The 26820-nt window shown below is 40.0% G+C and carries 19 protein-coding genes; 6 read left to right on the plus strand and 13 right to left on the minus strand.

The features are described 5' to 3' along the window. Nucleotides 1-65: 65 nt before the first annotated feature. The 8 genes from AC504W_RS15765 to AC504W_RS15800 all read right to left on the minus strand — a co-directional run bounded on the left by AC504W_RS15765 (nt 66) and on the right by AC504W_RS15800 (nt 11167). On the minus strand, nt 66-512 hold the full coding sequence (locus tag AC504W_RS15765) for a response regulator (RefSeq protein ID WP_096577851.1): 447 nt from the start codon (nt 510-512) through the stop codon (nt 66-68). Then, nucleotides 466-2763, minus strand: coding sequence for an ATP-binding protein (locus AC504W_RS15770; RefSeq protein WP_494873240.1), 2298 nt, complete (start codon nt 2761-2763; stop codon nt 466-468). Before AC504W_RS15770 ends, AC504W_RS15765 begins: the two co-directional genes overlap by 47 nt. A 397-nt stretch (nt 2764-3160) precedes the next feature. Next, the gene (locus AC504W_RS15775; RefSeq protein WP_494873241.1) at nt 3161-4612 is read right to left on the minus strand and encodes a dolichyl-phosphate-mannose--protein mannosyltransferase; all 1452 of its coding nucleotides are present in this window, start codon (nt 4610-4612) and stop codon (nt 3161-3163) included. Nucleotides 4613-4712: 100 nt separating this feature from the next. Next, nucleotides 4713-4898 carry an element excision factor XisI family protein gene (locus AC504W_RS15780; protein ID WP_494878663.1) on the minus strand — a complete coding sequence of 62 codons (186 nt, stop codon included), beginning with the start codon at nt 4896-4898 and terminating at the stop codon, nt 4713-4715. A 12-nt stretch (nt 4899-4910) separates the two neighbouring features. After that, nucleotides 4911-7427, minus strand: coding sequence for a phosphoenolpyruvate synthase (gene ppsA, locus AC504W_RS15785; RefSeq protein WP_494873242.1), 2517 nt, complete (start codon nt 7425-7427; stop codon nt 4911-4913). A 412-nt stretch (nt 7428-7839) separates the two neighbouring features. Continuing rightward, nucleotides 7840-8862, minus strand: a complete 1023-nt coding sequence (gene hppD, locus AC504W_RS15790) for a 4-hydroxyphenylpyruvate dioxygenase (protein ID WP_494873243.1) — start codon at nt 8860-8862, stop codon at nt 7840-7842. A gap of 140 nt (nt 8863-9002) precedes the next feature. Then, the gene (locus AC504W_RS15795; protein WP_494873244.1) at nt 9003-10088 is read right to left on the minus strand and encodes an NYN domain-containing protein; all 1086 of its coding nucleotides are present in this window, start codon (nt 10086-10088) and stop codon (nt 9003-9005) included. Nucleotides 10089-10360: 272 nt separating this feature from the next. Then, on the minus strand, nt 10361-11167 hold the full coding sequence (locus tag AC504W_RS15800) for a phosphate ABC transporter ATP-binding protein (RefSeq protein WP_494873246.1): 807 nt from the start codon (nt 11165-11167) through the stop codon (nt 10361-10363). 1047 nt (nt 11168-12214) lie between these two features. Between AC504W_RS15800 and AC504W_RS15805 the strand changes: the two genes are divergently transcribed. From AC504W_RS15805 to AC504W_RS15825, 5 genes are all read left to right on the plus strand, one after another. Further along, nucleotides 12215-13225, plus strand: a complete 1011-nt coding sequence (locus tag AC504W_RS15805; RefSeq protein ID WP_494873247.1) for a PstS family phosphate ABC transporter substrate-binding protein — start codon at nt 12215-12217, stop codon at nt 13223-13225. 233 nt (nt 13226-13458) lie between these two features. Further along, nucleotides 13459-14373, plus strand: a complete 915-nt coding sequence (gene pstC, locus AC504W_RS15810) for a phosphate ABC transporter permease subunit PstC (protein WP_494873248.1) — start codon at nt 13459-13461, stop codon at nt 14371-14373. Between the two features lies 1 nt (nt 14374). After that, nucleotides 14375-15298, plus strand: coding sequence for a phosphate ABC transporter permease PstA (gene pstA / locus AC504W_RS15815; protein ID WP_494873249.1), 924 nt, complete (start codon nt 14375-14377; stop codon nt 15296-15298). After that, nucleotides 15292-16065, plus strand: a complete 774-nt coding sequence (gene pstB, locus AC504W_RS15820; protein WP_494873250.1) for a phosphate ABC transporter ATP-binding protein PstB — start codon at nt 15292-15294, stop codon at nt 16063-16065. The genes pstA and pstB overlap by 7 nt, the downstream gene beginning before the upstream one ends. Nucleotides 16066-16428: 363 nt before the next feature. Next, a complete protein-coding gene (locus AC504W_RS15825; protein WP_494873251.1) occupies nt 16429-17463 on the plus strand; it encodes an L-histidine N(alpha)-methyltransferase in 1035 nt (344 codons plus the stop codon). 30 nt (nt 17464-17493) lie between these two features. Here the strand turns inward: AC504W_RS15825 and murD are convergent, their stop codons facing one another. Further along, nucleotides 17494-18864, minus strand: coding sequence for a UDP-N-acetylmuramoyl-L-alanine--D-glutamate ligase (murD, locus tag AC504W_RS15830; protein WP_494873252.1), 1371 nt, complete (start codon nt 18862-18864; stop codon nt 17494-17496). A gap of 83 nt (nt 18865-18947) precedes the next feature. Further along, nucleotides 18948-21098: a glycine--tRNA ligase subunit beta gene (glyS, locus tag AC504W_RS15835; protein ID WP_494873253.1), complete on the minus strand. Its 2151-nt coding sequence runs from the start codon at nt 21096-21098 to the stop codon at nt 18948-18950. 99 nt (nt 21099-21197) lie between these two features. On the opposite strand from glyS, the gene AC504W_RS15840 reads away from it, so the two are divergent. Next, nucleotides 21198-21449 carry a DUF6364 family protein gene (locus AC504W_RS15840; protein WP_494873254.1) on the plus strand — a complete coding sequence of 84 codons (252 nt, stop codon included), beginning with the start codon at nt 21198-21200 and terminating at the stop codon, nt 21447-21449. 80 nt (nt 21450-21529) lie between these two features. Here AC504W_RS15840 and AC504W_RS15845 read toward each other — a convergent pair whose 3' ends face one another. From AC504W_RS15845 to AC504W_RS15855, 3 genes are all read right to left on the minus strand, one after another. Continuing rightward, on the minus strand, nt 21530-23602 hold the full coding sequence (locus AC504W_RS15845) for an AAA family ATPase (RefSeq protein WP_494873255.1): 2073 nt from the start codon (nt 23600-23602) through the stop codon (nt 21530-21532). Next, nucleotides 23599-23772: a hypothetical protein gene (locus tag AC504W_RS15850; protein WP_494873256.1), complete on the minus strand. Its 174-nt coding sequence runs from the start codon at nt 23770-23772 to the stop codon at nt 23599-23601. The genes AC504W_RS15845 and AC504W_RS15850 overlap by 4 nt, the downstream gene beginning before the upstream one ends. A 242-nt stretch (nt 23773-24014) precedes the next feature. Next, nucleotides 24015-26765 carry a PAS domain-containing hybrid sensor histidine kinase/response regulator gene (locus tag AC504W_RS15855; RefSeq protein WP_494873257.1) on the minus strand — a complete coding sequence of 917 codons (2751 nt, stop codon included), beginning with the start codon at nt 26763-26765 and terminating at the stop codon, nt 24015-24017. Nucleotides 26766-26820 lie beyond the last annotated feature (55 nt).

Consider the following 26820-nt stretch of genomic DNA (forward strand, 5'->3'; position numbering starts at 1 on the left):
AAATCTTGAGCTTTAGTTCTGATTTTTTCTTTTTTACTTTTTACTTTTTACTTTTGCCTTTTTACTTACTCTGACGGTAAGGTGACGGTAGATAGCCAAAAATCTTCGATGCCTTTGACGATTTGGAATAGTTGGCTGAGGTTACGGGATTTAGTAATGTAGCAGTTTACATGGAGGTCGTAGCTGTGAAAGATATCATCCTCATTTTTTGAGGTTGTCAGCACAACTACGGGGATACGTTTGAGTAGGGGGTCGTTTTTGATTTCTGCCAATACTTCCCGACCATCTTTTCTAGGTAAGTTCAAATCTAGCAGAATCAGGTCAGGACGGGGAGCATCGGCATACTCTCCTTCTTGGCGTAGGAATGCCATAGCATCTACCCCATCTCTCACCGTCACTACTTGGTGCGGCACTGAGCTATTTTTCAATGCTTCTTGGATTAAGCGCACATCGGCTTTATTATCTTCAACCAAAAAGATTGTTTTGAGCTTTTCTTCCATTTCTACGCTCACGCTCGCGCCCTCCAACTGGAATTGTAAAGTAGAAGGTGGCTCCCTCTCCAAGTTGTGATTCTACCCAGATCCGACCACGATGGCATTCGGCAATCTTTTTACAGATAGCTAGACCCATCCCTGTACCAGCATACTCATCTCGTGTATGTAGGCGTTGAAAGATGACAAAAATGCGATCGCTAAATCTGGGGTCAATGCCGATACCATTATCGCGCACCCAGAACAACCATTCATCTTCTAATCTCTCGGCTCCTACATGAATTTGCGGTGGTTGGTCACTGCGGAATTTGATGGCGTTAGCTATCAAGTTCTGAAATAGCTGCATTAGCTGGGTACTACCAGCCATAACTGTGGGTAAGGGGTCATGGGTAATTATAGTACCGGTTTCGGCAATGCGCTGTCGTAAGTTACCGAGGGCGCGTTCTAGGGCTGTTTCGACTTCAGTTAGTTGAAAGGCGATCGCCTGTGTATCTACTTTGGAGTATGCTAGAACATCATCTATTAATGTCTGCATCAAGCTGACTCCCTGAACGGCAAAGTTAATAAACTCTTTGGCATCTTCGTCCAGTTCTGCGTTATAGCGCATCTCCAATAACTGCACATAATTCGCCACTTGATTGAGTGGTTCTTGCAAGTCATGAGAAGCGACGTAGGCAAACTTTTTCAATTCAGCGTTAGAACGTTCTAAATCCTGCGCTAATTGCGCTAGTTCATCGGCTTGGCGCAATACAATATTAACAATCGCTTTTCGTAATTCCAGCGCAGCTTTAATTTCGACGTATTGCCAAGGTAAAGATGTCAGGCGGACTGTTTCTTTCCATAGTTCAAAAGATTTGCGGGGACACAGACGCACATCTCCATCTGTCTGGCTAACTTCAAACGCTCTATTAGGATCACCACCCCAATTTACAGTTTGAATTACTTCTGGTCGGAACCACAAAACATAATTGCGCTTGGAAATCGGAATCGCTAACAAACCACTAGCAACATTTTTAAATCTTTCTGCATCGGGATAAACCTGGGGCAAAGAATTTGTATAGAAAACTTCTTCATCGACGTTATTCTTTAACCACTGCACTAAAAAATTCAGGTCTTCTTCTGCGGGAGTCTCACCTATTAATGTACAATGCTCACCAAAACACACAGCCGCACCTTGGGCGCTGGTTAAATCTAAGAGATTTGGCTGATGTTTGACTAACCCATCAATAAAGTTTTCTTCTTGGGACATATATTCAACCAACAATGATTGAATATGTGTCAAATTCATGCGATAGTCGTAATCTTCTGTTTCTTCTCTGGCGGAAATTTCTGCAAATATCACTCTGCCTAAAAATTCGCAGGCTTTCCGCAATTCGTAAGAAACAAATTTAGGTGTTTGATGATGACAAGCAATCAATCCCCAGAGTTTGTTGTCTTTAATTAAAGAGATAGTCAAAGAAGCACCCACACCCATATTGTGCAAGTACTCAAGATGACAAGCAGCAGGACTGCGGAGAATTGAGTTAGTTAAATCTGATGAACGCTGACTAACTGGATTGATTGCCGGAATCAGTTGAACTGGTGCTGCCTGAGCATCTGGGATAATTCTAATAGAATTAGAGGCAAATAATTTTCTGGCGGGTTTGGGAATATCTGACTCAGGATAATGTAAGCCTAAATATGGTTCTAAGATTTCTAGCTTTTCTTCGGCAATAACTGAACCATGTCCATCATGATCAAATTTGTATAGCATTACCCGATCAAAACCAGTTACCTTCCGTACTTCTTGGACAATTATCTGACAAAAGTCCCGCAGCGTTGAGGTTTTTTCTAACTGGTTAATAGAAGCTTTTGCTAGATGGTAAAAGCTTAAAAATGGGATATTTTCTTGAGAAAATGTCGGTTCTAGTTCTAAGATTAAATTCCCTTCTGAATTGCGGTGAAAAACTGCGTCGAAAACAACGTATTCATCACCTTTTTTTCTGAACCAAAGTTTTGTTGGGTTGATAAATTCCAGATTATCTTCTGCTAACCCTGCTTTAATTCTTTCGAGTTGAAACGAGTCAAGTAAATCTTCTAGTTTTTTTTGCAACATCTGTTCGGGTTCTATCCCGAAAACAGTCCAAGTATTATTACTAATTTGTAATATTTCTAATTCTGGTTCTGACAAAACTAACAGCACTCCGTGCGGCTGAATTTGCCGAGATGTATGAATCGGAGCTTCTTTTAAGCTAGTAACATTGATGCTCGGAAGTTGTAAGTTTAATTCCATTAGGATTCTCCTCTATACCTAGAGAGCATCAAAAATAGAGTCTATAGAGGTTCTACACCTATTGACTTTATAGCTTTATGACACTTTCTAGATGTAAGCTTGTATAATTTTTATTCTAGAAATTAACTAGTTAATCAATTTTTACTGTTAAAAACGCAGAATGATGGATTATGAGAAATTTCTTCATCAATTCTGTTTTTGGCGATGCTTAACTTTTAATACCTCAGTTGCGTTGTATATCTTTTATCTATCCTGCTTGCGTTTTCAGTCTAGCAGGCAGGCTCTATAAATACAGATAAGAAATGTAAAAAATATATGATTGTTTACACTGTATATATGTAGCAATATTAAGGATAAAAAGCTTAGATTATAACAGGCATTTTAAGGCTAAATTGCTTTAAATCCAAGAGTTAAACCACATCCGTAGTTTATAACCTGCGGATGTGATAGGTAAACCTAAATAAATGGGCAACCAATACACAAAAGCTACCAAAATCATCAAAGAAATGGTGACACCGATCGCCTGTAATTGCCGATAATAGCTACGCAGACATTGATCGACAAACCAAGCGATCGCTAAAAATGCAAATACCACAGCAGTCATGTAGTGGTAAATAAAAGCGCACCTCGATACCCCCATCCACGGGACTAAGTTAGTGGCATAATTTACCACTAAATATAAGGCAATCCATGTATCAACAGTGAGATTTTTTGGTAAGGTAAACCTTTTTTGCTGCTGCCAAAACATTACCATTGAAGCAATGAGCATCCCAATTAAAAATAAAATGGCAGTCACACCAAACCACCACAAAAAAGGATTACCCATTGCATGAACATCATAAATAATTTTCCCGGCACCAGCAGGTAATTCAGGCCCCAAGCCAGGTAATGGATCAGTCGCTTTTTGGGCTGTTTGGTAATAATATGCCATTGGTCGAGTTAACAACGGCCATTTATACCAAGCAGCACAGTAGGGATGTACTTCAGCATTATTCCCACCCAGCCGTTCATGAAAAGCTAAGATTTGCTTGTGGACGGCGATAAATCCATATTTGGTATCTAGTTGTAAATGGGGAATCCAAATCAGGCTATAAACGGTAAGTGGGAGAACTCCTAAAAATAAGACAACTTGCCAAACATATAATTGTGTTAACTTTTGCAGCGGTGATAAAGATTCTTGATTAATTTCTGCATCATTATGATTGATTTTTGTGACGAATATTTGCCATATCCAAGCAAATATCCACAAAACATAAACACCAGCTAGAAAAAATAAACCATTCCATTTAGTCGTAATAGAACAACCAAAGGCGATACCCGCAATTATTAAACATAATTTCCGTTTTTGTCTCTGGTTATTTAAGGCTAAAAGAAATAACCAATGCCCCAACAAACCAAATAAAACTATATATATATTGATTAGCGCATAGCGAGATTCAACGATAAATATGCCATCAACAGCGGTGAATAAGCCAGCAATTAAGGCAAAACTGCGCCGAGAACTTAATTGATAAGCAATCCCAGCAATTAGTAAAGGGATAAACGAGCCTAAAAAAGCATTAATCCAACGATAATCCCAAGGCGATCGCAGCGAACCTGTGAGTCCATTCACGCTTTCATGCCAAAATGGTACATGACTACCTAGCCAGATACCTAGGGCAATTATCAGTTTTCCTAACGGTGGATGACCATCGAAAAAAGAAACATGGGTGAGATAGTTATTCCCAAATTTAGCGTAGTAAATTTCATCAAAGACTAAGGTGTTAAACCTATCTAGTCCCCAAAATCTCAAAGCGAGTGAGAGTAAAAAGATACTCACTAACCCAATGCGGAACCAATTTTTAGTCATTAGTCAATGGTCAATAGTCTTTTGTTATTTTCCCCTTTGTTCTGCTTTCTTTGGAAAAATTTTTTAGGGTGAGCATTGCCCACCCTAATGATAGTGAATTTTAGGCGATCGCAAATTCTGAATTTTGCCGCAGTTCTTCAGACCGGAACCCCAACACAATCTGATTTTTTGGTACGCCAGCATTAAGTGGCTCTTCTTCAAGAATATCGGTAAAAACATCCTCGTGAACAAGAAGAACCCCGACTTCTTCAAGAAGTCGGGGTTCTGAGTCTCTAGAATTTGAAATTTATCGCTTTACTTAAGACTCAGGATTTTCCACTTTTGCGATTTCCAGCATTGTTTTTAACACAGAATCGGGATTTAAACTAATAGAATCAATGCCCTGTTCGACTAAAAACTGGGCAAATTCTGGGTAGTCGCTGGGTGCTTGTCCGCATATACCGATTTTACGGTGGCGTTTTTTGGCGGCTTCAATGGCCATTTTGACCATTTGCTTAACTGCGGGACTGCGTTCATCAAATAATCTGGCGACTAAAGCCGAATCTCTGTCTAAACCCAAGGTTAGCTGAGTTAAATCATTGGAACCAATGGAGAAACCATCAAAAACATTGGCAAATTCTTTTGCCAAAATTACGTTACTGGGTAACTCGCACATAACATAAACTTGCAAGTTATTTACACCTTGTTGCAAGCCATTTTTTGCCATCTCTGCTAATACTAACTTTCCTTCTTCGGGAGTGCGGCAAAATGGAATCATGGGGATGACATTTGTTAAACCCATTTCATCCCGAACTCGCTTGATGGCTTGACATTCTAAGGCAAAAGCGGCTTTATAACCCTCATCATAATAACGTGCTGCACCGCGCCAACCTAGCATGGGGTTTTCTTCATGAGGTTCAAATTGTTTACCACCTAATAAATTGGCATATTCATTACTCTTAAAATCTGACATCCGCACAATCACAGGTTTGGGGTAAAAGGCGGCGGCAATTCTGCCTATACCTTGGGCTAATTTATCAACAAAATACTGTGGTTTATCATCATAAAGTGAGGTAATTTCTGTTATTTGGGCTTTGACTTTTGCATCTTGCAATTGGTCGTAGTGAATTAACGCCATTGGATGAATTTGAATTTGATTTGCAATGATAAATTCTGTCCGCGCTAAACCTACGCCATCGTTGGGAATTGCAGATAAACTAAAAGCCTCCTGGGGATTTCCCACATTCATTAATATTTGCGTGCGAGTGCGGGGTAAGTTTTCTAGAGGAACTTCTTTGACTTCAAAAGGTAACAAGCCGGGATAAACTTGACCGTCTTCGCCTTCAGCACAAGAAACTGTAACTTCTTGATTGTTTTTGAGGACTTGTGTTGCATTCCCGCAACCAACGATCGCCGGCACACCCAATTCTCGTGCAATAATCGCTGCATGACAGGTACGTCCACCCGCGTTGGTAATAATTGCACTGGCGCGTTTCATAATTGGTTCCCAGTCGGGATCGGTTCTTTCGGTGACTAATACATCCCCTGGTTGGAATTTGTCGATATCGTGGACATTAACAATGACACTCACTTTACCTTGGCTGATGGCTTCGCCTATGGCGCGTCCGGTAACTAAAGGGGTTGGGGTTTCTTTCCCTGATATTAAGCGATAACTCCGCAAGACATTGCCATTTTTCTGCGACTGCACAGTTTCAGGACGTGCTTGGACTATAAATAGTTGATTAGTAATGCCATCTTTTGCCCACTCAATATCCATTGGGGTGTAATTACCGTGGACTTGGGAGTAATGGTCTTCGATAACGCCAGCCCATTTTCCTAGTTGTAAAATTTCTTCATCATTCAGGGCAAATTTAGTGCGATCGCTTTCACTAACGGGTACATTTTTGGTTAACTTACAATTATCATCATCGGCTCTAACTGTTAATGTATGGGCGCTATCAGCAGCACAAGCCATGATATCTATTTCCGTTGCCGGCACATAAATCATTTTGATTTCTTTACTACCCAATTTCTTATCTATAATTGGGCGAAAACCTGTTTTTAATGTTGGTTTAAATACGACATATTCATCGGGATTAACTGCACCTTGAACAACGTTTTCTCCTAAACCATAAGCGGCGGTAATCAAAGCGGCATCTTTAAACCCGGTTTCGGTATCAATAGAAAACATCACCCCAGATGTTGCTAAATCAGAACGCACCATTTTTTGGACACCAACTGATAAAGCCACATTAAAATGATCAAATCCTTTTGTATGGCGATAAGAAATAGCACGGTCAGTAAATATAGAAGCAAAACATTTATGACAAGCTGTAATTACTTCATCAACACCAACAATATTTAAATAAGTTTCTTGCTGTCCAGCAAAACTCGCATCGGGGAGGTCTTCGGCGGTGGCGCTAGAACGAACTGCAACATCAGTTTCTGTTAAGTATTGCTCACATAAACTCGCGTAAGCTTTAGCAATCGCCTGTCGTAAATCTTCAGGGAATGGTGTGTGCAGTAATAGCGATCGCGCTTTGTCTCCCCGTTCGCGTAAATTGTTTACATCCTCAACATTTAAATCAGCAAAAAGTTGGCGTAACTTGATTTCTAATCCCGCTGATTGGATGAAATAACGATAAGCATAAGCGGTAGTTGCAAACCCCATTGGTACATTTACACCTTTAGGGGTTAACTGTTGAATCATCTCTCCCAAGGAGGCATTTTTTCCACCTACTAGGTGAATATCTTTAATGCCTACCTCATCAAACCAGAGAATGAGCGATCGCTCTTGAGAAAGTGAAGACAATGTTTGATGAGATACTGTAACCATAAGTGTTACCTCCCAAATAGATACTCTAGTTAATGAGTTTTAAATTTTAGTGAATAACTTTGATATCTCGCACCCAGCAGGTATTTTGGCGCTTAATTAGCGTCTGACAAATCTTGTGGATGCTTAATAATTCCTTTGGGATCACGATAACAAATAAATCCAAGTTTTGGGTAGTATGTGCAGCATTCCTTAAAATAGTTCATCACGCGTCAACAAATACTGCATGAATTAGCAACTTTCTCAAATAATTACGCAAAATGTAACGAAAAATAAAGAGATATTGCATTGCAACATCTCTACAAAGGTTCAGGGTAGATGCAGTATTTTCATTCGCTATGAAGTTAACGAGGCTGATTCCGCCGTTGCTGACTATCAAGATTTTGGTGAATTACTATTACTTATTATTGCTGCTTTATTGCAAAGTTCCGCGTTTTATTTGTTCGCTTTCAATTGCTTCAAATAAAGCCCGAAAATTTCCTTCGCCAAAACCTTGCGCTTGGAAACGCCTTTCAATAAACTCAAAGAAAAATGTCGGCTGTGCAAAGATAGGTTGAGTAAAAATTTGCAGTAACAAAGCGTTTTGACTATTAGCTTGCCAGTCTACTAAAATTTCTTGTTGAGCGATCGCTTCTAATTCTAAGGGCGACAAGCGAAATTCTGTCCGCTTTTTTAGCTGGGAGTAGTAAGTTTGGGGAACTGACAGTAAAGATAAACCACGGCTGCGTAATTGCGCGATCGCACTAATCAAGTTGGATGTTCGCAAAGCAATGTGTTGAATCCCCGCACCGCGATTCACAGTTAAAAATTCTTGAATTTGCGAATTACTAGAAGCTGGTTCATTAATGGGTAATTGTACACTGCCATTGCGGGAAACTAGCACTTGGCTATATAACCCAGAGCGATCGGTTTTAATTTTAAATGCTTGTTGCGGTTGCAAATCTAAAACGTTTTTGTACCAAGCCACAGCACGCTCTAACTCACCAACTGGTACATTTAATACTAGATGATCGATGGCCGTAAACATGGGGCGATCGCGTGTTTCCCGTTTTCCTCCCGCTGGTTTTTCCATCAACGTATGAGTCATTCCACCCCAAGCCGCAATTTTCCCGCATTTATAACCGAGATATTCTTGGATGGGTTCTAAGATTGTAGCTCCTTGTGCTGCTGCTTGAGCGATCGCATCTGCTACATCTGTTACGGCAAAAGCAATATCCGCCACACCAGGAGGATGTTGACGCAAAAACTCCGCAACCGGGCTTGTGGGCAATAATGGTGAAGATAGCAAAAAACAAATAGCGCCACTTTGTACCATTTCCGTACAAGTGTGATTGGAACTTATTCCACTATTAACTGCGGTAAATCCCAGATAATCTACGCACCAATCCCGCCAAGCTGGAGCATTTTCTACATAGAAGTGAACGTGAGCAATTTCCATAAATCTCGAAAATCTAGCATGAGAGCTTATCTATGTGTAAATTCTGCCTGTTTTGCTAGATTATCAAGTCCTTCCTAAGCAATAATTATGTAAGCATCCTACATGATTACACCTGAATAAGCAAGAGTTTGAATAGGAGGTTATTTAACTGCTATCTCCCATCCTTTGGGAGTTTGCTTGAGTTTAAAAGAAGTACAAGATTGTAGGAATTTAATAAAACTACCACTTAATTGCAAGCTTTTGATTTGTTCGGTAATAGATTTAGCATATTGCTGCTTAAACTCACTACCTACAAGGTTAATGTTAATATGGCTTCCGGGAGAGTTGCTAGTTAATTTACTAACAATATTTTTTAGTACCTGTTCTAATTGTAGTTTAGTACTAATACTTGTTGATGGAGAATGAGCAGCACTTTCTGTAACTGCATCTTTAGTAGGATCAATTTCAAATAATGTGATATATACCGGAGCATTTGGCTCAATTTGATGAAGTACAAATTCTGCCGGGTAATTTACAAATATTTCCCTAGCTTTCTTCCCTGGTAAGTGTTTAGCAGCTACCTGAGTAATATTTACTTTATACTTATCCTTATAATTTTGGGAGATTGTAGCTAAGTTAATCCAGTAACTATGAATGCGTTTTTGTTCTGCTTTAACTAACTCTTTAATTTGTAGAATAAATTGAGAAATATCGGGAATTTCTGGTACAGCATTATTACCTCGTGTCACAAGCTGACCTGTATAACTATTTAATACTGTAATATCTTCACCTTGTTGACTTACTTGATATACTGTTAAGCCATGTTGCCGTAGATGGTTGCATAAATTAGTCATCACTTTATCAGAAGAACAAACCAAAACTTCTCTCGCTTTGGGATATCTTTCATGAATAGATGAACCAAAGGCGATCATTTTTCCGTCAGCATTATCCTTACCTACGGGGACATGAATTAAATCGTAACCACGTCCATGCAACTCTACATCTAGTTTGCCCATGCTACACCAATTGGCAAAGGCTATTTTAATTTGAATTGGACAAGTACAAACTGTGGTTAAAAATTTTTCGGTTTCAGTGTTGATTTGTAAGTTTTCCGCATCTAATAATAAAACTGCTACCTCAGTTTTGCTACCAGAAGCAGCACAGACAAGCGTTTGTTCGGCTTCAAATGACTGAATTTCGGTGATTCGACCTGAGCCATTTAACTCAGTTGCTTTAGCATAGCTCATAAATTACCACAGGTAATTTAGCTTAGATGATTAAGTTATTATCCAAGCCAGGAAAATACCCATGTTATATCTATGCAATAAACTATTTGATAACCGTAAAACTCCTGAAAATAAATTCCCTTGTATCCCCAACTTCTTTGAGAAGTCGGGGATCTGAACATCACCAATTTTGATAAATAATAAATATAGGACTCATATTAGATTTTAGAAAAAACAGTACACACAAAATACTCTTTCCTCAGCCTGATTGCATACTTCATGCTTCATACTTTTTATCGATTTTCATATTTACTACTACCAAGGCGGCTTAACACATATTCACGGGTGCGGACATCCAAGGCGTTAGTAAAAATTTTTTTTGTCAGTCCAAATTCTACCATTTGACCAATGCGATGTTCATTGGTACTGAAAAAAGCTGTGAAATCAGATATGCGCGTGACTTGCTGCAAATTATGGCTAATAATCACCATTGTTAATTCCGATCGCAAACGCAAACTCTGAATTAAACCTTCCACCTTTGTCGCCGCTATCGGATCAAGCCCAAAACAAGGTTCATCCATGAGAATAATTTTCGGTTTCACTGCTAAAGCACGGGCTATACAGAGTCGTTGTTGCTGTCCGCCAGAGAGTTCTAAAGCAGATTTATGCAGTTTATTTTTGACTTCATCCCAAAGATCAGCGTCTTTGATAGCAGATTCGACAATTTGATCTAATTCTACCTTCGGTCGCCATCCCAGAATTTTTACGCCATAAGCAACATTATCATAAACACTCATAGGAAAAAGATTTGGCTTAGGCAGCACTATGCTGACTTGGCGACGTAATCGATTTAAATTGACTCGACGTTCATAAATATTTTGATTGTAAAATTCTACTTTCCCCTCAACTTGAACGTCAGCTTCTAATTCGTTCATCCGATTGAGGCTTTTAATAAAAGTAGACTTACCACAACCACTAGGGCCAATAATTGCTGTTACTTTGTCCTGGTAAATATCCATTGATACCCCTTCCAGGATTTTTTGGGTGTTGTAGTAAAGGCTAAGATTTTTAACTTTGATTGCTGGAATTAGCTTATTCATGCCAGAAAATCGTAAGTGTATAGATGTTGACTAAACGCAATCATGAAAATCCGTGGCTTTGTATTACTACACTGGTGATCAAACTGGAAGTTAATTTCTGCAATTTCGTTATACAGCAAATATACTGATATTAGATATCTGTATAAGATTCAGGTAAAAAATCCTGACTCTCCTTAAGATTTACTGTAAAATATGTTACCACTAAATACTACAACTTTCCGATTTTTTATTGCTAAATTTCGGATTTTTTGAGATTTATTTTTAGATATTGCCAGCAAAAAATGATATTTAGACCTATTTTATAAATTCTTCTCTAAAAAGCAAATTGTTTTTTAAAATTTGAATAAATTTGTTATAGCGCTTCATTGTTTTTTTAAATAGATTATGTATTTTTAGTAGCTAGTCTATAAGTGTCACGGTGGCGATCGCTACAAAATTGAAACTGAAATATAGATATTACATACTTACGCCAGAAAATAGAAAGAAAATCAACTTTAATGTACTTTATGTGTACAAAGTGAATTTTGTTCTGTTCTAATCATTTGATTATATTAGTAAAATATTATACTTAATTTAGACTAAGTGCTTAATCGATTAAAAAATAAACTTCTATGTTATGGCTAAATTTAAATAATACTTTAATAACTGATTTTCCAGCATTTAAATTAACATATAATTGCTGGAAAATACAGCATATTTTAAATAAGTGAAATACATAATTTAAGTCTCAAATCTAGATAGAGAGACTATTCTAATTCTGATTTATAAATTTCCACTCCAGAATTCTGCTTGATTGTTGATTCAGCAGAGATCAGGTTAACAATACATCTCTAGAAAAATACTCAAGAATTTATTGCTGCTTAACCGCATCATCATAATCAAAAATACGTCAAAGCTTAACTACTTTATAACCAATAATTAATTTTTTTATTACCTTGGTAAGTCACTTTTTTTACAGTGATAGATAAAGTTTTGACCAGTTATTAACCTGATCAATTTTTTAGCCCTTTGGAAGCACAAAGTATCAAACAAAAGAGGATCGTTGTTGTGAGTAAAATTAGCTTGAAGCTTAATAGCTGGACAGTAACTGCTGGGATTTCGATGATAGCAACTACTTTGGGTTTATCCATGTCTGCTGTTCAATCCCAAAGCGTGAAAACTATTGCAATTGATGGTTCTAGTACTGTTTTCCCCATCACAGAAGCAGTAGCAGAAGAATTTCAAAAATCTCAAGGCGGTAGAGTTAGGGTGACAGTTGGTGTTTCGGGTACTGGTGGTGGGTTTAAAAAATTCTGTCGGGGTGAGACAGATATTTCCGGCGCTTCCCGTCCGATTTTGCAAAAAGAAATTGAAGCTTGTAAAGCGGCTGGTATTCGTTATATGGAACTACCAGTAGCTTATGATGCCATCACAGTAGTAGTTAATCCCCAAAATACTTGGGCGAAGAATTTGTCTGTAGCCGAACTCAAAAAAATGTGGGAGCCAGGCGCACAGGGTAAAGTTAATAGTTGGAGTTTAATCCGCAAGGGATTTCCCAATGCACCTTTAAAGTTGTTTGGCCCTGGTGCTAATTCGGGAACTTTTGACTATTTTACCGAAGCTATTGTGGGCAAAGCGAAATCTAGCCGTGGTGACTTTACAGCTAGTGAAGACGACAACGTGCTTGTACAAGGTGTTTCCCGCGATAAAAACGCCATTGGTTATTTTGGTTACGCCTACTATGCAGAAAACCAAAAAAGGTTAAAAGCAGTACCTGTTAATGGTGTATTACCATCGCCAACTACCGTGAAAAATGGTAGTTACTCTCCTTTATCTCGTCCTTTGTTTATCTATGTCAGTTCCAAGTCTGTGGATAAACCAGAAGTGAAACAGTTTGTGCAGTTCTATTTACGCAATGGGGCAAAATTCGCCCAAGAAACAAGATATGTAGCGTTACCAGCTTCCGCATATACCACAGCCCAAAGCCATTTTGGTAAAAAGAGATTTGGCACGGTTTTTGGTGGTAAAGAGGCTGTGGGACTAAAAATTGACGAACTGCTGCGTCGAGAAGCTCAGTAATTCAACTTATTTCCTGATTTTATCTTTGAAGGCAGGAGTTAGGGGGCAGGAGGCAGGAGGAAAACTGACCCCTAACTCCTGCTATAAGCGGATGTTCAAGGGTTTAATGTCCCTACTGAACTTTTGTGAGAGTAGCTATTGTTCAGGAGGGGTCAAAATCTTCTTCTGTTGCGTTAGCTTCCCGTTGGGTACAAAACCTCCTGCCTTCTGCCTTCTGCCTCCTTCAAAAGAGCATGACTATTGCTAAAAAAACTCGATTTTCTGCCAAGCTATTACGTAATCTGCGGGAACGAATCATAGAATTTATCTTGTTTCTCGCAGCATTGTCTTCGGTAGCAACAACAATAGCTATCGTGGGTATTTTGCTTTACGAGTCGGTGAAATTCTTCCATCAAGTATCGTTATGGGAATTTTTGACAGATACTCAATGGACACCTTTATTTGATGACAAGCATTTTGGTATTTGGCCTTTAGTGGCTGGGACATTAACTACAACAGCAGTCGCCTTATTCGTAGCTATTCCCTTGGGGACAATTATTGCAATTTACTTGAGTGAATTTGCGCCTCCTATAGTCCGAGAAGTAGTTAAGCCTGTGTTGGAATTACTTGCAGGTATTCCGACTGTGGTTTACGGTTACTTTGCGTTATTATTCGTCACGCCATTGTTGCAAATTGTTTTACCCGACTTACCTGGTTTTAATATGCTGAGTGCAGGTTTAGTCATCGGGATGATGATTATTCCCTACGTGAGTTCCCTGAGTGAAGATGCGATGCGTGCTGTGCCAACACATTTACGGGAGGGATCTTATGCAACAGGCGCGACACGCTTGCAGACAGCATTACGCGTAGTTTTGCCATCAGCTATTTCTGGTATTTCCGCTGCATATATTTTGGGAATTTCCCGTGCTGTGGGTGAAACAATAGTGGTGGCTATTGCGGCTGGGGGACAACCAAATCTCACCTTTAACCCCTTGGAACCAGCGGCGACAATGACTGCTTATATTGTAGGCGTGAGTCTGGGCGACTTACCCCACGGCAGTTTAGAGTATGAAACTATCTTTGCAGTGGGACTGACGCTGATGCTGATGACCTTGGTCTTCAATATTATTGGTTATTTCCTCAGCAAGCGCTATCGAGAAATTTATTGACATGGTTAGTCAAACTATTCCCTACATTCGCAAAATTATCACGCGCAACAAGCGATCGCAAAATATTTTTAGCATCATTGGCTTGTTGGCCATGTTCGTCGGTATTATCACCTTATTCGCATTAATCTTTGACTTGTTTAGTGATGGATGGCCGCGTCTTTCTTGGCAATTTATCACCTCATTTCCCAGTCGTAAAGCCGAACAAGCAGGTATCCTCTCGGCTTGGGTAGGGACAATGTTAGTCATGCTAGTCACCGCATTAGCAGCAATTCCCATTGGTATTGCATCAGGAATTTATTTAGAAGAATACGCCCTCAAAAATTGGATATCTGCCTTAATTGAGATTAACGTTACCAACCTAGCCGGAGTTCCTTCCATCATTTATGGACTTTTGGCATTGGGTGTGTTTGTCTATGGCTTAAACTTGGGTCAAAGTGTTATTACTGCTGGGTTAACTTTGGCATTATTAATTTTGCCAGTAGTGATTGTCACTACCCGCGAAGCTCTCCGCGCCATTCCCAATAGTATTCGTGAAGCCGCCTACGCCACTGGTGCTTCCAAATGGCAAATGATTTGGGATCATGTCCTGCCATATTCTACAGGCACAATTTTAACTGGAATTATTGTGGCATTAGCCAGAGCGATCGGTGAAACTGCACCCCTTGTTACCATTGGCGCACTCACATTTATCGCTTTTTTACCAGACTCCCCCATCACAGGACAATTCCCTTTTGTCTCCTTTGCTTGGTTACTGGCTCCCTTCACAGTACTACCAATTCAAATGTTTGATTGGGTGTCTCGTCCCCAAGCCGAATTTCAGGTGAACGCCGCCGCCGCAGGTATTGTGCTAATTGCTATTACCCTCGCCATGAATGCTGTTGCTATTTACATCCGCTATCGTTTACGCCAAAAAATCAAATGGTAGAAACTCCTCTCAAAGCCTCTGTTGATTACCTCAATTTTTACTACGGTGGCAAAGTTCACGCCCTCAAAGACATTCATTTGCCCATTGCAGACAAGCAGGTAACAGCCCTAATTGGCCCTTCTGGATGCGGTAAAACCACCTTGCTACGATGCTTTAACCGGATGCACGACTTATATCCGGGAAATCGCTACAAAGGCGAAATCACTCTTAAACCAGATGGAATTAACCTCCTCAGTCATAAAGTTGACCCCATTGAAGTACGGATGCGAATTAGCATGGTCTTTCAAAGACCTAATCCTTTTCCTAAATCAATTTATGAAAATGTTGCTTATGGTTTACGAGTCCGGGGCGAATCAAAACGCGGTGTGATTGATAACAAAGTAGAAAAAGCTTTACGCAACGCTGCTTTGTGGGATGAAGTCAAGGATCGGTTAAATGATTTAGCCTATAATCTTTCTGGTGGTCAACAGCAGAGGTTATGTATTGCCCGTGCATTAGCTACTGAACCAGAGATAGTCTTATTTGATGAGCCGACATCTGCATTAGACCCCATAGCCACTGCCAGTATTGAAGAGTTGATTGGCAAGTTAAAAGAAACAGTAACAATATTAATTGTTACTCATAGTATGCAGCAGGCCGTGCGGGTTTCTGACTATACGGCGTTTATGTATTTGGGTGAATTGATTGAATTTAACAAAACAGAAGTTATTTTTCATCATCCTGTGGATAAAAAGACCGCAGATTATGTAAGTGGGAGATTTGGGTAATGTAAGAATAGTGAGGGGTGGGCATTGGTTATACCGACTTTGTAGTCTACACACTTTGAGTGTTTGGAATTAAGGTAACGTATGTGCAACTTTCTCTCAAACCTAACCTCCAACTCCTGCCCTAAGTACCTTTAAAAAGGGGGGAACTAATATCAAAGTCCCCCTTAAAAAGGGTGATTTAGGAGGCTCTAAAGTGTTTTGCTACCAACAAGCAGACTTTTAAAACAACCTCTTAGACGACCACCACAGAATAAAATTTAACAGCTTGTTTGAGAGCAATGTATGGGAAAATACAAGACTGGCCACAGTAGTGACCAATTATTTACTACCTCATACTGCAAAACATCTCAGAACAAGGACTAAATGGCTAAAAAGTTTCTTAGCAATTCACCAATTTCATTAGATAATTCAACTTCTCATACTCGCGTAGCAAAGCCAAGTTCTGAGTTCTACTCTGTTTTTTCAAAAGCAGAAGTTTTAGAAATCATTCACGCATTAGAAACTAGATGGGAAATTCCTTTAAAATATGCTTATAAAGGTCAAGGAGCGAAAATTTGGCATGAGTTTTATCAAAAATTTGTTAGTCCTAAATGGTATCGCAAATCAAGTGTAGAAATTGATCTTTTAAGGAACAATTTTGCATATATTTATAGCAATATTCAAAAATGTGAACAAGTTAATGTTATTGATGTGGGTGCAGGAAATTCATATCCGGCTAAAGATTTTGTGGCTAAACTCAATCAATTGAATAAAATTAATAAATACATCGCCTTAGATATTAGTGAAGGATTGCTGACTGTATCTAGAAAAAATTTTACAGCTTGGTTCCCGAAGATTGATTATATCAACCAACAAATGGACATTGAAAATAGCTGTATCCCTGCAAATTTCTCAGGAAACCTCAAAATCATTCTGCACTTAGGTGTAACAATGGGCAACCATCACAATAGAAATCAGGTACTGAAGAACTTTAGAAATAGTATGGATGAAAATGATTTTCTTATATTTACTAATGAAATTGGTTCTAACTCTCAATGGGATGGAATAGCCAGAGGCGGCTGTAAGTATCATGCAGAAGAAATATATCGCTCAATCAAAAATAGCATTGGGCTAAAATCTCAAGATTGTCAATTGGTTAGAAAGTATGACTTAGCAACAGATAGTGTAGTCGCTAATATCAAATTTCTGCATAATTACAATATCGATTTCAGCTTTCAAGGAATAGATAAATCTGTTGAAATCCCCAAGGGTAAAGAAATTACAATTTGGAGACATCATAAGTATGAAATGCCTAAACTTATCCAAGAACTAGAAGGTGCAGGACTAGAACTTGTTCATTACACTACTAACAAATATTCATCACATATTATGGCAATTTGTCAGGTTGCTAATAACTAATAAAACGGGCGCGATGATGTATATAATTTATTAACGCCCCGCCCAAGCTAAACACAACTGGCGGAAGTCGTCTCCACGCACCTCAAAGTTAGGATACTGGTCGAAACTTGCACAAGCGGGAGACAACAATACTACAGGTGCTTGATGCTGTTTGGCTAATTCTGCTGACCGAGGTACAGCTTTTGCCATTGTTTCGATGATTTCGTAATTGGTGTACCCTACTTCTTGTAAGCGTTGGGCAAAAGCTGGTGCGGCTGCGCCAATGAGTAATACGGCGGCGGCTTTGGCTTGGATTTTGGCTAACCAACCTGTATCATCGCCGGGTTTGGCTTCTCCCCCTGCAATCAAAATTGTGGGACTCTTCACCGATGCTAACCCTACCTCAGCTGCATCGTAGTTGGTGGCTTTGCTGTCGTTGATAAAGTCAATACCTTCCCAAGTGCAGATATGTTCTAAGCGGTGGGGAACACCAGGGAATTCTCTGATTGCTTTGGTAATTGCGTCGGTTTGAATGTCTGCTAACCGTGCTGCGGCTACGGCGATGAGGAGATTTTGTAGGTTGTGTTCTCCTACCATACGTAATGCAGAGGCTGGAAGAATTTTGGTTGGTGTGGAGGTGGCGTTTAATTTCTCAATCACCCAGCCGTCTTCAATGTAAAAACCTTTGTCGCCAATTAAAAAATCTTGGCCCTTGACACTTGTCCAATAAGCATCAGGCCAATGACTCAGACCGACTTTATTTAAATAAGCATCATCGCCGTTAAATACTTGCAATTGGGAGTGCTGCAAAAGCTTGGCTTTGATGTTGTAGTAATTTTCTAAAGTTTTGTGACGGGCGAGGTGGTCGGGTGTAAATGTTGTCCACACGCCGATGCGGGGTGCTAAGGATGAGGACGATTCTATTTGATAGCTGCTAATTTCACCAATTACCCAATCGGGAAGTTTGGGGGATAGGGCAACTTCACAAGCTGCATAGCCGATGTTACCGCAGGCAGGAGCATCAAATCCGGCTGCTTGGAATATGGCGGCGATTAAGGCTGTGGTGGTCGTTTTGCCGTTTGTACCCGTGATTGCTACCCAAGGCTGGGATTTTAAATTTCGCCAAGCCAATTCCATTTCGCCAATAGTTTCAATGCCTAGTTCTCGTGCTTTGACTAACACGGGAATATCCCAAGGTACACCGGGACTAACAACAATTAATTGGGGTAAATCAGGACTGTTTAAATCTAGGGAATATCCTAGTTTAACTGTGATTTGTTCGGCAGCAAGTTCTTGTTGTTGTTGCAGGAAGGTATCAGAGGTGTTTCGCTCGCCTAGCTCCACCTCCCAGCCTTCCCGTTTCAACAATCTCGCCGCAGCAACACCGGACTTACCTAATCCAATTACATGAGCTTTGGACATAGACTGTAGCAGAGACCCCTGGTTAAGCACTCCCTATACTAGCGCTAATTGGTAACATTTACACCACCTTTTGTTGATATGTGCTACAAATTTTTAACGATCGCCCCAAAGTCAGATAACACCCGCGCGTGATTTCGCAGTAATCCCAGCAAATTTAAACGATTGCGCTTAATTTCGGGATTTGTATCCATCACTAACACACTATCCGCACCATCAAAGAAATTGCTGACGGTAGGAGCAATTTTTTCTAACGCTGCAACTAACAGTTGATAATTACGTGACTGTTGGGCGGTTTGGGTTTGGGGGACTAATTCCACAATGGCATCATAAAACGCTTTTTCTGATGACTTTTGGAATAGTTCAGGATTAATTAAACCTGCTGGTTCTAGCTGTTTGGTATCCAAATCACCTTGGGCGGCGAGGCGGGTAGAACGGTTGACGGTTTCGTAGATTTTATCGAGAGTACCATCGTTGCGGATTTGTTGCAGATATAAGGCGCGATCGCGGACATCTAATAAATCTTGCAATGCTCTTTCTGTATATTCTGGGTCATTTTCTCCCAAAACAGCATTGACCAAATCGTAATCAATTTCTTTCTCTTCTTGCAGTAATGTCCTAATTCTTTGCAGGAAAAAGTCTTGCAAGGTTGTAACTAATTGCCCTGGTTCTTTGCTATATTCTTGGGCAAAGTTAGCTGCTGTTTGCTGCAATAAATTATCTAAATTAATTCCTAAATTTGCAGCCCAAGTAATATTTACAATCGCATTAGCAGCCCGACGTAAAGCAAAGGGGTCAGATGAACCTGTAGGAATTAACCCCAAGCCAAAAATACTAACTAAGGTATCTAATCTATCAGCTAAACCGACAACTCGTCCTGTTAACGTTTCCGGTAAAATATCATCGGCTCCCCGTGGTAAATAATGTTCAAAAATTGCCGTCGCCACCGCTTCTGGTTCGCCACTAGCTAAAGCATATTTTTGTCCCATAATGCCTTGCAATTCTGGGAATTCATACACCATTTGACTGACTAAATCTGCTTTACATAATAAAGCCGCCCTTTGAATATTTTGGCTATCTGTTGTCGATAAACCAAGTTGTGTAGCAATTTGCTCGGCAATATTAACAATGCGATTTACCTTGGCACGCAGTGAACCTAAATCTTCTTGGAAAGTTACCTTTTCTAATTGCGGTAAAAAGCTTTCTAAAGGTTTAGCTATATCGGCATTATAGAAAAACTGTCCATCTGCTAATCGGGCGCGAATTACTCGTTCATTACCTTTAGCAATGATATCTGATTTTGCTGGGTCGCCATTAGAAACAGTGATAAAATTGGGTAGTAATTCCTTGTGATTTTCTGTTTGAAACACAGGGAAATATCTTTGATGGCTCACCATTACAGTCGTAATTACTTCTGTGGGTAAATTCAAAAAATCTGAGTCGAATTTACCAACCACTGGCGAAGGCCATTCTACCAAATTAGTTACTTCTTTTAATAAGTCAGGATAGATTTCTGTGGAACCATTGAGATGATTAACGGCTGCATAAACTTCTTTTTGAATTGTAGTTGAGCGTTCATGATCATCAACTACTACATAGCCAGAACGGAGAGTATCAACGTAATCAGTTGCTTGATTAATAGTTATAGGTTTGGGATGTAATACACGATGACCATGAGAAATGCGATCGCTTGTAACTTTATCGGAACCATTAACCAATTCTATCGGCAATATTAGCTCATTCAACAAAGCCACCAGCCACCGCACCGGGCGAGAAAACTTCACATCGCCGTCACCCCAGCGCATCAACCGCTTACCTTCTAAATTAAAAATCCATTGGGGAACCAGTTCGGTCAAAATATCAGCTACGGGGCGACCAGGAGTTTTTTTATTGACAAAAACAAAATCGCCTTTGTCTGTAGGGCGAATTTGTAGCGCGTCGAGTTCCACACCTTGCTTTTTCGCAAAGCCTACCGCTGCGGGTGTTGCTTGACCATCTTTAAACGCAGCTTGGGCGGGAGGGCCTTTGATTTCTTCTTCCCGGTCTGGCTGTTGCTGTGGTAGACCTTTGATAAGCACCGCCAAGCGTCGGGGAGTACCGTAAACTTCTATAGCTTCACTGCTGAGACTATTGGCTGCGAGAGTTTGGGGAATGCGCGATCGCCATTGTACGATAGCATCACTGAGAAAATTCGCAGGTAGTTCTTCTGTACCAACTTCCAATAAAAAATCCGGCATAGGACAAGGTTCACATCAGTCAATTCCACCAGTTTACCTCGCCATCATGTTGAAGAGGTGTACAGGCTAAAATCAGAAAGTCTCAGACCAAATACAGTCATGACCAGCAAAATTACATTAGATATTGATGAAGCTTTGCTCCAAAAAGCAGAACGTTGGGCGCAGCAACAAAAACTATCCCTTGCTGATGTGATTACTAATTTTCTACGTCAGTTACCAGACAATGATGTGACACCGCAACAAGAACATCCTTTAGCCAAATTTGCTGAAATTTTGAGCGATGCAGAAGCTAGAGAATTGCAACAGGTAATTGCAGCCGAGTTTGAGCAGATACACACAAATGAATGGTAATGTAGCGACAGCTGACTTTGTTTCATCTCTCAAACTCTCACTCTCTGCGCCTCTGCGTCTCTGCGTGAAACAAATTCATACTACCAATTACGCTCAACTACCATCATCTCAGTATATTCAAACTCATTCGGACTTTGCTTCACTAGCGGATATCTTTCCTCACCCAACTCAATATAATCTTGCTCACAATCAGGCTTGGAAGAATAATAAGTCAGTACATATTCCCTACCAATTCTATTCGCCATTTCTTGCTCTACTTCTCCACGCCATTGAGTTTTCGTCACTAAAATAATTAACTGATTTGCTAACTCAGGTAATGTTTGAGCAATGCGGCGACGATAACTTTCATCTAAACTCCCAAAAGGAGAATCCATCACAATGGGAAAAGTGCTGCTATTCGGTACAGTTAAAACTTTGCGCTTTTCACTCCATTCGCGGACTTTATCAATAATACTGGCGATAAAAGACAAACTGAGAATTTGGTTCTCTCCTGTAGATGCAGCAACAAGTGATTCTACTCTGGCTGTATTTTCTACTAAGGTGAGTTCATATTTATCGCTGATTTTAGGTAAATATGGTGCAAATGATATTAATGTAAATATCTCTTGTAATCGCTTTTCTAATTGCCAACGAAACTGTTTTTCCTGCCGATTTTTAACTTCAGTTAAGCGTTCAATTGCATCTTGAGTGACGTTGATGCGTCTTTGTGCCAATAATTGTTTTTCTTCATTCAGTTTCTGCTTGGCTATTTGTTTGTTTAAAGCATCAATCTCAGTTTTTAAATGGGAAATTCGCTGTTGATTTGCACCTTGTTCTCGATTCAATTCATCAATTTTACTTTCAATTTCATCTAAGCGTTTTTGCAAACTACTAATTTCTTCGTTAGCATCTTTACGTAAGCGTTCATGAATGCTATCTAATTCAGTTTCAATTTGCGAAATATTTTGACGTAACTGATTAATTCTGGCTTGTTCTCTGTCTACTTCTTCCCAAAATGTTACAGCTTGCTTGTCGATTTCGTCTACTTGTGCGCTCATGCGAATTGCAGTTTCTTCCACCACTGAAGAACCTGCTCTTTCTAACCAATTACTTACATTTGTATGGTTATGACTACCTGCGTTTAATTCAGCACCACAAATACAACGGTTACTTTGGAGTAATTCGTTAATAAATTCCCGCGAAATTCCAGACGTTAATTCACCGCTTGCTTTCAAATTATGGATAATTGTTCGAAATTGTGTTGTAGTCTCTGATAATAGAATTGTATACCCGCGTGCTGAAATAATTTTTTTGAGTGTGTCTCTAGTTTGACGGAGACTTTCTTGATGAGATGTTTTTTGGTTTTCTAATTCTTGCCGTCTTTCTTGCAGTTCTTTAGCTGCGCTCAGTTCCTGTAAACGATTACCTGTCTCTTTTTTAAGGCTTTGTTGATGTTCTAATTCTTGCTTAATCTCTGTTTGTCTAGTGTTAATCTGAGCAACTTCTTGTTCCAACTTTTCTTGCTGTTTTAAAAGTTGTTTAATTTCCGAGTCACCAATGGCTTTTAGTTCATTCTCTAAACTTTTTTTGGCTTCACCGAGATGTTTGATAGAACGGTTAATTACCTCTACCCCCAAGAAAATCTTGATAGCTTCAGCTATTTCCGCTTTTTTGTCAGAACGAACTATTTCTTCAATGCGTTCCCCATCAAAGAAGAAGTATTGATGTAAACTTGCTGGTAAAATCTGCCCGATGATTTCTTCTGGTTTCTGGAGGGGAAAATACCATCTACCATCATCCCCAGCAACTTGCATTAATAATTCTGTTTTGAGTAAGTCGAAGTCAGTTTTGTCTTTATAAATCCGACACTGACGTTTGGCATTGTAGCGTTTACCCTCATGCTCCCAGTTTACTTCTACCCAACATTCTATCGATTGCCCAGTTTTGGCTTCCGCGATCGCTCTTTTATTTACCAACTGTTCTGTTGAAGCAAAAGCAGCACTAAACTTCTCATATAATACCCAGGTAAAAGCATTCAGTAAACTGGTTTTTCCGGCTCCATTATTACCATGAATAATTGTGGTGTTGAGAATATCACCACCAGCCAAAACTATCTCTGGTGTTCTGCCATAAAAAGAGCGGAAGTTACACAGTTTAATGGAAGTGAGCTTCATTGTACGGTTTCCTTGACAATTGCCAAAATATCATCGTTGATGGGGCTATTACTTTTTTTATCCAGCCTGCTTTTTTCTAGATTCCAGATTCGCTCAATAATTTGCCGCACTTCCGGCGAGGCGCTAGTAATTGGCTCTTGCACATCATCGATATTTTGCTCTAGCGACATCTTCGTTTTTTTATTAGCGTTTTTCTACATTGTACTCGCCTCAATTGTTGTTTTTACATCGGTAAAGCCACTGTTACTAATATTCCTAAACTCTGTCAATTAGGAATAATAAATTTCAATATTTTTTGACAAAAAAACTGTGCTTTTAATTTAATTGCTGATATAATTGCTATTTATAATTTTTTGTAATTGAATATTTAGCAACTTTTTCTATAGCAAACATACAGCTAATATTAATATTTTTAGCTCCCATCCAATAAAGTAGTTAATAAATCTGTGGCTGTGTAAGGCTTAGGCAGAAATTTATCTGCACCAGCCGCAATGGCCTTTTGCTCACTAGCAGGTAAACCACTGCTGGCAACAATCTTGACGTTGCGATTGAGGGTTTTTAGGGTACGGATGGCAGTAAATCCGTCCATGTTGGGCATAACCATATCTAGCAACACAGCGCTGATTTCTTGCTGATGTTCCACATAGAGAGCGATCGCTTCAAGGCCATCATTAGCTACTAGGGTTTTGTAGTTATAATCTGCTAAGGCTGCCTGTGTGGTTTGTTGAACCACTGCTTCATCATCTACAACTAAAATGAACTCACCATTACCTTTAGGCAAATCTGTCTGTACCATCGCTTCGATTGCTATACCTTCTCCTCTGGGTAAGAACACTTGAAATTTTGTCTGTTTACCTACCTGACTTGAGACTTCCACAAAACCGCCGTGGTTCTTGACGATCCCTAACACTGTTGACAGACCTAAGCCTGTACCTTTACCGACTTCTTTAGTCGTGAAAAAGGGATCAAATATGCGTTCTAATAACTCTGGCGAAATTCCCGTCCCTGTATCTGAGATAGTAACAACGATATAGCCTCCTACGTGAGCCTCTAGGCGCATTCGGGAGTATGTTTCGTCAATCATACGATTTTCGGCAGTGATGGTCAGCTTACCACCATCAGGCATTGCATCACGGGCATTGACTACCAAATTCATGAACACCTGGTCTAATTGAGTAGGATTGGCTTTTACCATCCATAGTGTATCTGTGGGAATCTCAGTCACGATTTCAATAGACTTAGGAAATGTCTGTTTGATGACTTTGACCAATTCTTTGAGCAAATGTCCAGGTTGTAAAAGGATATGTTGACCTTCTGTACCACGGGCAAAGGTGAGAATTTGTTTAACTAAATCAGAGCCACGTTTAGAGTTGGTTTCTAGTGTTTGGAACATTTGTTGAGTCCGCGCATCAACATTTTTGCATCTTGAAGGCAGCAATTGAGCAATCATCATCATGGGCGTAAAGACATTGTTCAGGTCGTGAGCAATGCCACTGGCGAGAGTTCCTACACTCTCCAAGCGTTGAGCGCGGTAGAATTGCTGCTCTAGTTGTTTTTTCTCAGTGATGTCGGTGTTGACTACTAGGATGGATTGAGGTTTTGCTGATTCATCGCAGACTAATGTCCAACGACTAGCAACAATAATTTCTTTCCCTATTTTGGTAATTTGCTCTAACTCACCTTGCCAAGATCCTTGTTCGATAGTAGCTTTTAGACTTGCTTCGAGTTGCGATAATGATTTTCTGTCAAACAGTTCATGAGCTTTTTTACCAAAGCTTTCCTGGGCTGTCCAACCGTACAAGCATTCAGCCCCTTGGTTCCAGAACAGAATGTGGTTTTCTAAATCGCAGACAAAAATGGCATCACTAGCGATATCAATTAAAGCTGCTTGTTCACGAATTTTCTGTTCTGCTTGTTTGCGCTTGGTGATATCTTCCTTAACACTGACATAACCGACAATTTCACCTGTAGCTCCTCTTATGGGTGCAATACGACCAACAACCCAATGAATTTTTCCTTGGGCAGTAACAAGTCGGTATTCCTCTAAAAACTCTTGTTCGCCACGTAAATAACTTTCCCAAGCTGCGAATAAAGCTTCCCTGTCTTCGGGATGAATTGCTTGTACCCAACCTTTGCCTAAACTTTCCTCAGCGCTTAGTCCCGATAATTCTTGCCAGCGAGGATTGGAATATAAACCGTTGCTGTTAACATCTACATGACAAATTGCGACGGGGGCTGAAGTACTTAGGGCGCGGAAGCGTTCTTCACTTGCTTGGAGATCTTCTTCAAATTGTTGGCGATGGGTGATATCTATATTCACCCCAATCATTCGCACTGGCTGACCATGATCATCGTAGAAAATCTTCCCCTTACAATCTGACCAGCGAATTGTACCATCCGGAAGAATCACTCGGAATTGGATGTCGTAAGGTACTTGCTCGTGAATAGCTCGAATAACTGACTGCTGTAAAAATTCGCGGTCATCGGGATGGACAATCTTTAAAAAATTTTCATAGCTAACATCAAATGTATCGGGGGTCAGACCAAATAGAGAGAACAGATGCTCCGACCACACAACTTTATTGGTTTGGAAGTTCCAATCCCAAATGCCAATGCTACCAGCCCGGAGAGCAAGTTGTAACCGTTCCTCCCTTTCCTGCAAAGCTTTTTGCGTTTGTTTGCGTTCGCTAATATCGCGCAAAATTGAAAGATGACGATGTGGGATAAAGTTAGCAACCGCCGCAAATTCTGTTTCTCGAATCTCTCCATCGGGACGATGTATAGAAAATTCTCCCTGCATCTGACCTTGTTCGGTGAACTGCTGCCAAACCTGGGCAAAATCAAAGCCTGGTTTTGTAAAATCTGCAATCTGAGAACGCAAAAGTTCCTCTCTAGATAGACCAAACAAATTACAGGCGGCTTTGTTGACTTCTACATACCTGCCTTCATCATCTACAATGGCGATCGCATCAAGAGTATGATCAAATAGAGCTTGCCACTGACCTTCACGCTGCTGGAGTGTTGCTTCGACTTGTTTGCGTTGCTCAATTTCTTGTTGCAAGCGCCGATTTGCCTCAACTAGTTCAGCCGTGCGTTCTGTTACGCGTAATTCTAACTCTGTCTGGATTTGACAAAGTGATTCCTCCGCTTTTCGACGCAGCATCTTTCTTCTCCTGCTGCAACTGTTGATTGGCTTGCCGAAGTTCATCAAACAGTAG

The sequence above is a fragment of the Nostoc sp. C96 genome (genome assembly GCF_059384975.1).